This is a genomic window from Methylotenera sp. L2L1 (assembly GCF_000744605.1).
Classification (GTDB): domain Bacteria; phylum Pseudomonadota; class Gammaproteobacteria; order Burkholderiales; family Methylophilaceae; genus Methylotenera.
The window spans coordinates 1,097,564-1,111,075 of sequence record NZ_JQMG01000001.1 but is presented as its reverse complement, the minus strand read 5'-3'; the positions used below and the strand labels follow the sequence as shown (position 1 = coordinate 1,111,075).

General features: G+C 44.8%; 12 protein-coding genes. 2 read left to right on the top strand and 10 right to left on the bottom strand.

What is annotated here, in order from left to right; genetic code table 11:
• Positions 1–10: 10 nt before the first annotated feature.
• The gene (locus FG24_RS05190; protein ID WP_036301736.1) at positions 11–1,234 is read right to left on the bottom strand and encodes an FAD-binding domain-containing protein; all 1,224 of its coding nucleotides are present in this window, start codon (positions 1,232–1,234) and stop codon (positions 11–13) included.
• Positions 1,235–1,392: 158 nt separating this feature from the next.
• On the opposite strand from FG24_RS05190, the gene FG24_RS05185 reads away from it, so the two are divergent.
• Positions 1,393–1,836, top strand: a complete 444-nt coding sequence (locus FG24_RS05185; RefSeq protein ID WP_036301734.1) for an NfeD family protein — start codon at positions 1,393–1,395, stop codon at positions 1,834–1,836.
• A gap of 32 nt (positions 1,837–1,868) precedes the next feature.
• Positions 1,869–2,711, top strand: coding sequence for an SPFH domain-containing protein (locus FG24_RS05180; RefSeq protein WP_036301732.1), 843 nt, complete (start codon positions 1,869–1,871; stop codon positions 2,709–2,711).
• Positions 2,712–2,766: 55 nt separating this feature from the next.
• On the opposite strand, the gene FG24_RS05175 is transcribed toward FG24_RS05180, so the two are convergent.
• The 9 genes from FG24_RS05175 to FG24_RS05135 form a co-directional block, all read right to left on the bottom strand.
• Positions 2,767–3,513 carry a HesA/MoeB/ThiF family protein gene (locus FG24_RS05175; protein ID WP_036301730.1) on the bottom strand — a complete coding sequence of 249 codons (747 nt, stop codon included), beginning with the start codon at positions 3,511–3,513 and terminating at the stop codon, positions 2,767–2,769.
• 3 nt (positions 3,514–3,516) lie between these two features.
• Positions 3,517–4,338 carry a type II secretion system protein gene (locus FG24_RS05170; protein ID WP_051901439.1) on the bottom strand — a complete coding sequence of 274 codons (822 nt, stop codon included), beginning with the start codon at positions 4,336–4,338 and terminating at the stop codon, positions 3,517–3,519.
• Entirely contained in the window at positions 4,335–5,990 is a 1,656-nt protein-coding gene (locus FG24_RS05165) for a hypothetical protein (protein ID WP_235189718.1), read from the bottom strand. Before FG24_RS05165 ends, FG24_RS05170 begins: the two co-directional genes overlap by 4 nt.
• Before the next feature lie 71 nt (positions 5,991–6,061).
• Positions 6,062–6,640, bottom strand: a complete 579-nt coding sequence (locus FG24_RS05160; RefSeq protein WP_036301727.1) for a hypothetical protein — start codon at positions 6,638–6,640, stop codon at positions 6,062–6,064.
• Entirely contained in the window at positions 6,637–7,272 is a 636-nt protein-coding gene (locus tag FG24_RS05155) for a hypothetical protein (RefSeq protein WP_036301726.1), read from the bottom strand. Before FG24_RS05155 ends, FG24_RS05160 begins: the two co-directional genes overlap by 4 nt.
• Positions 7,269–8,921 carry a hypothetical protein gene (locus FG24_RS05150; protein WP_036301724.1) on the bottom strand — a complete coding sequence of 551 codons (1,653 nt, stop codon included), beginning with the start codon at positions 8,919–8,921 and terminating at the stop codon, positions 7,269–7,271. Before FG24_RS05150 ends, FG24_RS05155 begins: the two co-directional genes overlap by 4 nt.
• Positions 8,922–8,939: 18 nt before the next feature.
• Positions 8,940–10,145: a type II secretion system F family protein gene (locus tag FG24_RS05145; protein ID WP_036301723.1), complete on the bottom strand. Its 1,206-nt coding sequence runs from the start codon at positions 10,143–10,145 to the stop codon at positions 8,940–8,942.
• Between the two features lie 3 nt (positions 10,146–10,148).
• Positions 10,149–11,855 (bottom strand): GspE/PulE family protein, encoded by a 1,707-nt coding sequence (locus FG24_RS05140; protein ID WP_036301722.1) that lies wholly within the window; start codon positions 11,853–11,855, stop codon positions 10,149–10,151.
• A 125-nt stretch (positions 11,856–11,980) separates the two neighbouring features.
• The gene (locus FG24_RS05135) at positions 11,981–13,510 is read right to left on the bottom strand and encodes a tetratricopeptide repeat protein (protein ID WP_036301720.1); all 1,530 of its coding nucleotides are present in this window, start codon (positions 13,508–13,510) and stop codon (positions 11,981–11,983) included.
• Positions 13,511–13,512: the final 2 nt, after the last annotated feature.

Here is a 13,512-nt window from a genome sequence, read left to right as displayed (position 1 = left end):
TGTTGGGATATTAAATATCTGCCATTAATAACGGGTTGACTTTTTCCCAGTATCGAGAGAACCGCTTTAATCGTCTTTCACTAATTCTCACATTGACTAACTTTTGCACAGGCTGCCATCTCGGTGCAAATGGCGCTAAAATCTCTCTGATTCTTAAGTTTGGCGTATCCTGTGTGAGCACTTGCCCAACACCCTTACGCATCAGCACTTCATGCGTATCGCCAACCCATACCTCAACATTCATCATCTCATTCACACAGTCCGCCACAAACTGCAAACGATTAAGCGACCAGTGGCCGCAGAGCACAGGGTCAAACACAAAGATTTTAGGATATGGCTTACCCATCAACTCGTTATGCGCTGACAGCATCTCATCATGCACAAAAATAGCATTCGCCTGAAAGTCATGGGCTGCTTTCATTGGTAGTGATTTAAGTGGGTATTGCTTGGTGCTCGAAGCGACTGATGGCGTAAATAAGCGTGCACTCAATGCCTCGTAACTGGCATCAAACGGGCATTGCACTGTACATGTCGCGCAATACTTTCCACCGGTATAGCGCTCCAAGTTTTCTTTATTGAAGTAATAAGGTTTAGAGCTAAAGGTAGAGGCAACCCATTGCCAGGACAAATGGTTACTTGCAAAATCACCATCCAACAAATGTGCTTCAAACCAATCAGCCGCCTCACGCCAGTCTATTTTAAGATGATGCACAACATAACTGGCAAACCACATGCGGGCATGGTTATGCACGTAACCATTGTCAAGCAACTCTTTCACAAAGCCATCCATGCAAGGCAAGCCCGTGTTCGCTTGTTTAACGGCATCGCTAAGTGGCTGGTACTGAATATCTACTTTAGGTGGCTCCATTTCACTAAAGATTGCATTACCTTCATAAAGCCAAACTTGCCGCCAATAATCGCGCCAAGCTAACTCCATCATGAGCTTTTCGCCTTGTGCACCAAACTTCTTTTTCACAAAGGCAAATACTTCATTGAGCGTCAGGCAACCATGACGTAAATACGGTGACAAATGCGTGACCGCACCATTGATAAAGTTACGATTACGGCCATATAGCGTAGCATCAACAGCATTGAGCTTCCTTAGCCCACTCGCTCTACCGCCAGACCACTCCACGGCAAGGTCCGGGCCTTTAGCCGCAGAGAAGATGCGCCGAATATAATGCAACCTTTCTACCCGATCACTAGGGATATTAAGTTTTTGTGCAGAGCCCATCGATGTATTTCCTACAAGGTTAAGGAGGTACTACATACCACCCAAAAGGGTACTCCTTTTATGCAAAATTTAATATTAAAAAATATTGAAATATCATGCAATAATAATCACCGATGTTTACGATTATCAATCTATAACCCTTTTTAGCAGGATATCAAATGATAGAATCAGCATGGATTTGGGGCGCGCTTGGTCTGATACTGCTTGCCGTTGAAATGGCAACTGGAACCTTTTATGTATTATGGTTTGGCATTGCAGGCTTATTTGTTGCATTTGCACTGTGGTTGTTTCCAAGCCTTTCCATCGGCATTCAATTAGTGATGTATGCCGCACTCTCATTAGGCTCATTAGCCATTTGGAAACTCAACTGCAAGAAAATCGAAACCCATTCACGCGTTGGACAAGCACAAGGCGAGGAAATCGGCCGCATTGGCACAATGATTGAAACTAGCAGTGCATCCCAAAATGGCAAAATTCGTTTTACGCAAGGCCTAATGGGTAGCAAAGAATGGGTTGCCGTATCAAACGAGACTATCGAATCAGGTAAAAATGCAAAAGTAGTAGCGGTTGAAGGCAACACACTTAGAGTGCAAGCAAATTAATTACTCAGCTTAATTTTAATAGGATAACTATCATGGAAATAATATCAATTTTTCTAGTACTTGCAGTCATCATTGCAATCATCAAAGGTGTACGTATCGTGCCACAGGGTGAAGAATGGGTGGTGGAAAGATTTGGTAAGTTTCACCAGATTTTAGTCCCGGGCCTAAGAGTGATCATCCCTATTTTTGACGCTGTCAGCTACAAAGTAACCACCAAAGACATTATTTTAGATGTGCCTGAACAGGAAGTGATTACACGTGATAACGCCGTGATTCTTGCTAATGCAGTGGCTTTTATTAAAGTTAGCAATATTGAACGCGCAGTGTATGGCATTGAGAACTTCCGTGAAGCGATGCGCAACATGGTGCAAACCAGTTTACGCTCCATCATTGGCGGCATGGATTTAAACCAAGCACTCACCTCACGTGACCGTATTAAGTCTGAGCTAAAAATCGCTATAGCAGATGAAGCATTAGACTGGGGCTTAACAGTTAAGTCTGTAGAGATTCAAGACATCAAACCTTCGCCTAATATGCAGGACGCAATGGAACGCCAAGCCGCAGCAGAGCGCGAAAGAGTTGCGGTAGTGACCGAGGCAGAAGGCGCAAAACAATCACTTATTTTAAATGCTGAAGCACGCTTAGAAGCCGCACGTAAAGATGCTGAAGCACAGATGGTGGCGGCAAAAGCATCTGCAGAATCCATTAAGTTTATTACAGAAGCCGTGCAAGAAAATAACGCGTCAGCAATGTTCCTATTGGGCGACCGCTACATTACGGCACTACAAAAAATTTCGTCATCTGAAAACAGCAAAATTGTTGTCATGCCTGGCGACTTGGTAGGTGCTGTTAAAAGCTTGGTAGGTGGCAAGTAAATAGCTTTTAATCAACAGATCTTCCGTTTCCTTCCCTCTACAAAAGGAAGGAACATTAAACACTACATACAGTACAAGCTGGGTCTTTACTTAGCTTGATTGTCCGCCACTCCATAGCGAGCGCATCCAGTAGCAACAGCCTGCCCTGCAGGCTATCCCCAATACCCATAAGGATTTTCAGCGCCTCGGCCGCTTGGCAAGTGCCGATCATGCCCACTAGTGGTGCAAACACGCCATTCGTTGCACAACGCAAATCACTGTCTTCACCATTGTCTGGAAACAGGCAGTGATAGCATGGGCTGGCATCCGAGCGCATGTCATATACCGTGACCTGCCCCTCAAAACCAATGGCAGCACCAGACACCAACGGTTTTTTCAGCTGCACACAAAGGCGGTTCAACAGATAGCGCGTCGCAAAATTATCACTACAATCAATGACGACATCCGCCTGTGCAATCAGCTTCTCAAAATCAGCCTCAGATGACCTTTCACAAACTGTATTCACCGTGACTTCTGGATTAATGGCTAACAGTGTTCTTTGTGCTGACACCGCTTTATTCACACCCACAGCGCTTGTGGTGTGTACAATTTGACGCTGTAAATTAGTTAAATCCACCACATCGAAATCACAGATGGTGAGTGTGCCCACACCCGCTGCCGCCAAATATAAGGCCACTGGTGAGCCTAAGCCACCTGCACCCACGATTAATGCGTGGCTATGTACTAGTTTATCTTGCCCTTCATATTCAATCTGCGGTAATAAAATATGGCGGCTATAACGGAGAAGTTGGTGGTCATTCATAAATTAATGCAATTGTCCTGCTTCGATCATGGCATTATAGAGAACATAAGGAGAAATCCAAGTGACGATATGGTCAAATTCGCCGTTAGGGTCATCCGCACTTCTAGGTTCGTGGCTTACGAATACTTTTTTAAGTGTTGTAGGCAAAATTGGATTTGCACTTTCATCAGCGCCTCCTGCCACCTCAGATCCTGTGGACCCTATAGAGTAAATAACTGCCACTGCATTATTAATCAAATAATTTGTCTCTGGAGAGGCTCCTGAACAAGCCAATGTGGTAATCCCCGTTGAACTACTACAAATCCTAAGTTCTGGGATTAAATTTCCCATACCTACAATAGCAAGGCCATCCGTCGCATTATTCGTTGTAAAGTCTGGTGTTGCTGTATTTGTTGGTGTACTTGTTGTACTACTTTGCGCAACCGCATACATAATACGATTACCCCATGCATCAACAAGATAACCCTCTAGATCCGTTGGTTCTAAACCTAACGTTGCTGCAGGCAAGAATCCTAATTGCTTATCACACTGCCCGCCTGCTAATGGATTTGCATTTGAGCTGTCGTCAGGAAATATACTTGTCCCATTATTTGTTGCAGGACAAGGTAACCTACCATTTGCCTGCGCATAACCGAGCAATGCTCTGTTAGCTAATTCAAGTGTGTTTTCAGTTTGTGATTGCGCAAGCTGATTGCGTTGTACTTGCAACGGAAGCAAGAGTGCGCCAATAACAAAACCTAAAATGACAATGACTATCGCCATTTCAACCAAGCTGAAACCTTGCTGCCTAGTATCAACTTCTAATTGCATATTAAAATTACTCATGGAGATACCACCACAACTTGATCCGTGTTTGTAGATGTTTTTAGCTGAGTGTGACTGTAGACATAATCTTGCCAACCATTACTCACAATAACATTTGTATTTTCTGCCGCACTTAAGTAGCTTGAAATATCACAAAAACCATTAGGGTTTGCAAGCGAAGTTGCAACCAAAGCACCAACCTTATTATTAACTCCAACTGTAATCTTAGGGGGTGAAGTCGAGCTCGAACAAGTGGACCCACTAACGCAATTGCTAGAAACCGCGTAAGTAATATATTTTTGCCACTCGTTTTGTAAGTACCAAGCAGGGAGCTGCCCACCCGCTGCGGGTAAAGATGTGATTACTTGACTTGCATCACAGGCAGCCAATGTAAACGTACCACTTGTATTATTCGAACAAGTTGCTTGGTTAGTGGTATTTGAACACCCGCCTGTTGAAACTGAAAATGAGCCTGTTGTGCTAAATCTGTTAATACCAGCCACTGTAGCAGAACAACTACCACATGCATTACAGCTAAACTGCACAGCCCCGCTCGCTCGTTTACAACTCCCTTCACCAGTGCAGGTGCAAGTTTTTCGGTCGCTTGCGGCAACTAAGCATGCCCCAGTTGGTGCATTGGCGGCAGATCCTGTGGCTACAAAGTTTCCATTTGTACGAGTAAATGCAATATTACTCACCACACTAAAATTACAATTACAAGCTCTAGTAGATGTGCAGCTACAAACATGTTCTGAAGATGCTACTACAGGTAACAAACCTCTAAGGTTTCCTTTTGTACACTGGTTCGGATTTGCAACGGAACCAAACCCAGCAGCAAAAGGATAATATCCTTTTGTTTGGTAGTAATCGTTTAGTGTGCTTTTAGCTTCTTGCAGCGCTCGCTTTTCGACACCATACATAAGCTCATCAATAGTGATGTAAACCAATTTATCATTAAAATAATATGGCTTTTGAAAGGTATTATCACTGTCACTAACGTTACGTTCATCCTCGCCCATAATGAATTGATTGTCATCAAACACGTTAGATGGATATCCATAGTTTTTAAATGGCTGAGAGTCAGAAGCTCTTACGATTCGGTCTAAATACTGTTCGGGTGTTGGGGGTGGCAGAACACTAGATCTATCTTGGTTACCCAAAGGTGCGCCTGGTGCAATAATTACGGCAGCTACCCGATCTGAAATCAGATTTCCATTACGGTCTAAAACCGTTATCCAGTCAGTTGTTTTAGTCAGTAATGCAGGGCTGATAATCGGGTTAAATGAAGGCGCTTGATATTCACGCACCAGATTACGCGAAACAGCATACCAAAGCCTATTGCCTTGTGCATCACGCCAATCTCCACCCAACCCTACCTGAGGATCAACACAGGGGTTTGTTTGTCCCAATATGGGGAGTTGCCCAATAAGAAACTTATAATCAAAAGTACCTGTATAACAGTCACTTTTACCATCATAGCCCCCACCTCCAGCCCTATCAGGAAAAGGCATCATTCCTGGCACCTGGGGATGACTCACAGCCCAAGCCATTAACGCTGTTTTAGCTTCATTCAACGCAAGATTAGTCTTCACAACTTGCTTAGCCTGCAAATTAGCCGCATCAAATGCTTTGAACATATAGGCAACTGCACCTAAACCTAATATAAAAGCCATTAAAAGTAGTGCTGCACCCCGTTGAAAAGAACTAGGTGCTTTTATATTAAATGAGTGTGTGGTTTTACAATTCATTGCTTATTATATTCAGTGCTATTATTAGGATTTCCTATAGATAGCTGATTATGCTCAGCGACTCCAACCTCTTGCAAACTAAGTCTTTTTGCCTTTTCCACCACTTGTAGCTCTTTGATTTGGCTAGTTTCAGGCTCATACATCTGCCCCGCTTTTAGCCGTATCTTTTTACCGCTGGCCTGTACATCAACACCCTCTGTACTTGCGGCTTTGCTTGAAAAGCCTCGGCGGTTAATTCGCCCAATTTGCACATTATCGACAGCACCATCTTCTTGCACGGCTTGGTTATTAATCCAAAGCGTACCTTTAACCCCATCGCTGCGCTTCACGTAACCTTGCATGGTAATTGGGCCAGTAATTTCGACAGAGGCATTATCAGCATCGCTTTCAGATGGCTCATTTTCTTGAGTAGTCACTACTTTTAACTGCTGACTTTGTCTAAGCTTATCAAGCCGCTCACGGTCAGCAGGCCTACTAAATAACCGCCCAAAATCATCATTTGGTGCGGCTTGTATTGCATTGAATCCAACACTTAATAGACTAAAGATAATCACTTTAATAAGTAAGTTCATCATGACGATGGCCCCACTACCGCTTGAATTGGCGCAGGCTCGCGCAAGGTAAGCCAATCTAGCTCACATTGTGCGTGTAGGTTTGCTATTAACTGCGCACTTAAAGCACCACCTTCACTCAACCTGGTAATTTCGCAGTCTCTCAATATCAGGGCTGCGGCATTAGCCCCACTTAAAGATTCCGTCAGTTGCAACAAATCGCCCTCATGTAACATATCCAGCTCAAACTGCATGATGGATCGATTTAATGCAAACCCACCTAGGTTTGTTGCAAAGGCAGGGGTATATTTTTCCTGTTGTTTAATACTGTATTTGATGCCAAATAATTTATGGCTTTTGTGCTGCGCTCTTAAACTTTCCACCCATTCGATACGGCGCTCTTCACCCACAAAGCCTTTGTTAATCAGCGCTTGGTATTGCGGCAAATACTCGGTGATGATCTCTTTTTCTAACCCAGATGACTGATAACGCTGACGAGCTGCATTTAATTGATTTTGCTGTGTGAGTAGGGCTTGCTCCTGTTCGGTACCATATTGTTGTGCAAACACAATACACGCCACCACAACGACAATAACCGCACCTAATACAGCTAGCGGTATTTGAAGTTTTTTCCAGTCTTTCTGCTCTAGCTTCATGATGGTTGCGCCTCAGCCGCACTGACTATCTCATCTTGAGCAGGTTTAAGTACTATTTTTAATTTAAAAAATGCAGGTTGCTTTTGTGCGGACTGTTCGTCTGTGGTACTTCCCTGCAAGCTAACAAATGAGCTCACGTTCACAGGCTCTTGTAACACAACCACTTCTGCCACCCTAGCATCTGCCTTAATGTTAGCAACAAACTGATTAAGGCTGTTTAGTGCACGGCGATAATCTCCCGTGAACCCTGATATCTGTGCCGTCAAAAAAGCTACTTCCATTAGTTTAGTAGGGTCTGCCGGCGGGGCCATATTGGTAATCGCTTGCTCTCCGCTAGCTGCGCTAGGCAATTGCGTAAACTTATCCAGATCATTGACATTTGTGTCATTGGTAAGCACCCAGTGCAACCTATCCACCTGCACCTCATCTAGTGAGCCCTTGGCAGTCGGGTCTAGCGCCGCGCTGATGACCTGCATCATGCGCCTTGGCGACTTTGGAAAGCTGGCGATGCTTTTATCTAGCTCCACCGCCACTTTTAAATCGTTCGCACTAATCTGAGTAACCGGGAAATCTTTTGCTGCTTCGTCATATCGGTGCTGCTGAATCAAAGTGTCTTGCTGCGCTTGCTCAAAGGCTGTTTTCTGATCCAGCCCCTCCTTGAACATCCACCCAGCAGCGACTAACCCAAAAAACCCAATCAAGGCAGTGCCAATGGCTAACCCCTGTTTTAATTTATTAAACTGAAAAGACTTGGTGAGCCAGTCTGGCGCTAGGTTATCAACAAAGTGTCCATTTGCCAGTAATTGCATATGCATTAACTCTGGTTTTTCTTGAAGCAACTTAGCTGGCAAGCCCAATGTTTTTGCTAGATTGCTGAGATTCACATCTACACAGTTCAAGCCTTGTTCTTGGCTGATGCCTTGGCTAATTTGCTGCGTCGTCCCATTAGCACTAACTAACGCTAGATTGAGGGGCGTGTCGCGCGAAATATAACGCTGACTCATTAAGTAAAGACGCGTTTTTTCAATTTCAACCAGATAGAAATAGCCGATTTGCCCAGAGGCTTCTGGCACATTAGGCACTAGCCGGCTCATGCGCAAACACCCATGATGAAAATAAGTCTGCCGGAGCCCTGAAGAAAGTTTTTCGCAGAACAAAAGATGAGGTGCCGTTAGCTTCAACTGCTTCATCAATACCAGGCTTAGCATTGGAAGTAAGTAAACGCCCACCAACTGCGATTCCTGTGCCTTGATGATGGCAACCCAAGCCTGCAAAAAGTCATCTTTACTGATAGCCACAAACAAAAAGTTATCGTCTTTGCGTTTGTCTTTGTCTCGATCAACAAAGTGTGCAGTTCGGTAATCCAACCCGCGATAATGTTGATTTAACTTGCGAGTCACCAGCTCATGTTTTGTGCTGCCTGAGGTGTGCGGCAAACTCTCTAGCCTAAAGTCTTCTTCTACTGCATCTGCAATTAAATACACTGGACTTGATGAATATTGCTGCAAAAATGCTGCAAATGCCTGATGCCCCGCTTCGTCGTTCTCAAAAGTTTGGCTACCGTGCAGCTTGCCCGCATGCCAAACACCAACCAACAGCTGGTTGGCCGTCGCACATAACACTAGTTTTTTGGGGTTGGCGAATATCATGCTTTTATATCAAATCACTTAAATTTTAAGCTTACTAAATGAGTCATACACAGGGCCCAATACTGAGAACATAATGAATGCAAGAATGCCACCTAACAACACAGTAAGTGCAGGCTCTATCATTTTCAACATTTTTTGCATGGCATCGTTCACATCACGGTCATAAAAATAGCTAATGTTAAGTAGCGATTTATCCAAGGCGCCGGTGCTCTCTCCCACTTTAATCATCCGGACTACAAGCTGTGGAAACAAGCCGGCATTGCGAAAACTCTCACTCATCGCATCCCCAGCATTAATCTGGGTATGCACCCGCGTAAGTGCGTCTGCCACGACTCGATTGCCCACGATGTTTTCACATATTTTAATCGCATCTAAAATAGGAATACCCGTTTGATACATCAAAGCAAAGTAACGGGCAAAACGTGCCATGATGATTTTATGTAAAATTGGCCCGGTAACAGGGATATTTAATTTAAACAAATCAAAGCGATAACGTGCTGCTGGGTTTGAACGAATAGCGGCTGCCATCATGACAACTGCAGCCACGGGCAAGCCTAGGATCAACCACCAATAGTTAACAAACGCGTTAGACATAGCGATCAGGATCTGCGTATTAAGCGGCAGTTCTTGCCCCATATTGCGCAAAAAAGACACCATTTGTGGCACAACATAAATCATTAAAAACACGACCGCTAACGACACAACCACCGCAACAAAGGCTGGGTAAGCTAATAGCTTTTTAGTCTGTGACATTAGCTCATCTTGCCAGCGTATCGTATTAAACAGGTTATTCAATACCACTGGTAACTGCCCTGTACGCTCACCCGCATCAATCAAGCTCACAAACACATCACTAAACACGGCGGGATGCTCGGCAAGCGCTTGAGATAGCATCTTACCGCCCTCTACCTCGGCACTTATGGCTCCTAATACTTTTTGGAAATAAGGATTATTGCTACTCTCACTCAAGTCGTTCAAACACTCCAGCAGGGGCACACCTGCGCTGGAAAGCTGCTCTAGCTGAAAGCAAAACATTACCAAGTCCTGATTGCTGACTTTATTACGGTTAAATAAACTAGTCGACCTTGCAGCTAATCGAAACGTAATTAAATCCAGCCCCATACGCTCAAGGCGAATTTCAAGATCCACCTCATTTAGCGCATCCACTTGCCCCATGGCGATGCGGCCCAATTTATCAACGGCTTTATAGCTAAATGATGGCATAAATTATGTACTAATCCTGCTAGTTAAGTCGATCACCCGCATCACCTCAGTCACACTGGTATACCCTTCTAGAATCCGTCGCACGCCATCTTCCGCCAAGGTCACAAACCCTTTATCTAGCGCAACTTTTTTCAGTTCATCTAAGTGAGCGCGACGAGAAATCAGCGCATCCAAATCACTATCGATGCGTAGCAACTCGATAATGGCCATTCGCCCTCTATACCCAGTTTGGTTGCAATGTTTACAACCTTTTGGTTTGTAAATTTGCGTTTTATCATTAGGCTTAAGCTGCAAAATCTTCTGCTCAAGATCATCTGGCTTATACTTTTCTTTACAATGCGGACACAACACCCGCACCAAGCGCTGCGCCACAACACCAATAATGTTACCTGCCATAATGTCAGGCAAGATGCCAATATCGGTTAAGCGTGGAAAAGCCCCTAATGCAGAGTTGGTATGTAACGTACTGAATACTTGGTGCCCAGTCATCGCCGCGCGAAACGCCATCATGGCGGTATCAGCATCACGAATTTCACCCACTAAAATAATATCGGGGTCTTGCCGCATAATAGATCGAATACCATTCGCAAAATCTACCTTATTCACCTCGGCTACAGAGGTCTGGCGCATCATGGTGACTGGATACTCCACAGGGTCTTCCAGCGTCATGATATTAACCGACTCAGTATTCTGATGCGTGAGCAATGAATACAACGTGGTTGTCTTACCACTACCTGTTGGACCAGTTACAATCAAAATGCCCTCAGGGCGAGTCATCATCAACTGCAACTCATCTAAGGTCTCTGGACGCAGCCCCATACGTTCCATCGGGATAATCGACTTTTCACGATCTAACACACGCAAGACAATATTTTCGCCATGGATGGTTGGATGCGTCGACACCCGAAAATCGATAGGGCGTCCACATAAGTTCATGTTCAGGCGGCCATCTTGTGGCGCCCTTGTTTCGGCAATATCAAGCCCACTCACTACCTTTAGTCGAACAGCTAAACCACCCCAGTAGCTTTTATGCAAACTTCTAATTTGCTGTAATACGCCATCGATTCTATAACGTATACGTAAAAATGCCTGTTCTGGCTCAAAGTGGATATCTGACGCACCACGCTTCACAGCGTCCATCAACAATGCGCCCACTAATCGCACCACAGGTTGCGTATATTCATTATCGTCAACACTTAAACTCTGATAATCAATTTCACCTGTTTCAATTTCCCGCAAAATGCCATCTACAGATAACTCATACCCATAAAACTGATCGATGACTTCTTCAAGCTGCGCTTCTGCTGCCAACACGGGTTTTAATTGAATCTGCCCACCCAACATGGCTCGCAACTGATCTAGCGCAACCACATTGAACATATCAGCCATGGCGACCACCATGGTTCTGGCTATCGCATCATAAGCTACGGGCAACAAATGATATCGACGCGAAAAGTCTTGCGGCACCATTTGCAGTGCCTCAAGATCAGCCACCACCGTAGACAAATCAATACTATCCGTCCCAATGGTATGCGCAACCGTATCACGCACCATCGCCTCAGTCACAAACCCTAGACGAACGAGCTGACGCCCTAATGGCAAGTCGTTATGCTCTTGCTCTATCAGCGCAATGCGTAGCTGGTCTTGGCTGATTAAGCCCTGTTGCACCATCAGCTCGCCTAAACGAATTTTACGCCGCTGTTCAGCCATTAAATTTAGCCTGTTTATTGATGTTCATTATTATTTTTTCATTTATCTGGTCGGCACTACATTTATCTTAAATAACTCACTTGTGCTGCAATACACCAAACAACACACCGCTGTAGAAAAGATAATCACTGCAATGCACGAATCCTTGCCACTAACTGGGCTCGGTCCGGACTTGTTGCGCCCGTTATATTCAGCAATTCAAGTGCTCGCTGATATTGCACTAACGCCAACTTTGGCTTACCTAAATGCTCTAAGCTAATCGCCAAGTTAAATGCATAGTCTGCACTAATCGGTGCATACTGACTTGCATTGAAATAGGCAGATTGTGCAGAGGCCCATTGGTTCTGTGCGGCATATAAGTTACCTAAAGCTGCATGTAAATTAGCTGCCTCAGGCTGGCGTGCCAACATACTTTTAATTTTACTCTCCGCCCCTACACCATCAGCATTCACTTCCAAATCCGCCATCGCAGATTGCGCGATAGTATTTCTAGGTTCGATTTCTGTGACCTTGCGATACCAACCAATCGCATCCATATTTCTATCTTGGCGCTGCGCGATTGCTGCCATCCCCAGCAGAGCATCAACATTTCTTACATCTTTTTGTAGCACTTGACGATACTTTTGCTGCGCCGTGCTGTCATCTCCGCGGTTAAATGCCTCATAAGCCGCTAGTAAGGTTGGGTCTACCCCTGCAACAGGTGTTTTGCTCACAAGCTTGATGGACTCTTTCTGCTCAGACGCTTGATTATCGCGCTGATTACCTTCATCGGCTTTCACCTGCTTACGCGCACTAACAGCAGCGGTCTTCTGAGGTGGCACACGCAACTCATCAGTTGCCAACTCACCACCAAATACCTGGGAGTTTACTTTTGCACCTGACGTAGGTTTATCTAACTCAGGCTTTACCGCTTCATTATTAGCTTGATGCTGTCTGCCAGCTTCACTCGCATTCACGTCAATCTCATGAATAGCCTGCTCAGTCATGCTGGCTTCTTCACCTAACTCGCTTGGCAATACTGAATCTGGTGCTACACTAGCTTCTATCGTTTCAACATGAACGACTGGGGTGACCGGTGCGACTGGCTTTACCACCACCACTTCATCAGCAAATAGTGGTTGTAAATACTGATAGCCTTGTAATCCCAACAAAATCATTAAAGCACCAGCGACACCTATTAATATAAGTGCAGAGCGTGAACTGGAAGCTTTTACTGCCTGATTAGCAACAAACACACTAGCCGCGGCTTGTTGACGCCCTTCTTTTGTAGCACTACCCTGTGCTTTTAAACTAGCAACGCTTGCCATCGCCGCCTCATTAAAAGCATCTGCTTTGCTTTTTTGCTTAGTTACGCTGTTGGTTGGCGGAACATTAGGCTTAGTAGTGACATCCTCTTTTAATTTAACATCAGGACTAATCAAGCCAGCCTCTTCAGCGAGAGATAAGCCTGTGTCATTAAAAGCGCCATCATCTGCACTTGACGCAAACGACACCGTACTATCGGTCGATAGAGCCTCATTCATACCCACCGGTGATGGAGAGTCAAATGGCGCTAAAGTCAATGCATCCGACGTCAAAGACTGCGTCTGCTCAGCGCCTTTAGCTTTCTGCTTATCTTTCTCGGCGGTAGCCAGTGCTTTAATTAGCAAACTCATTT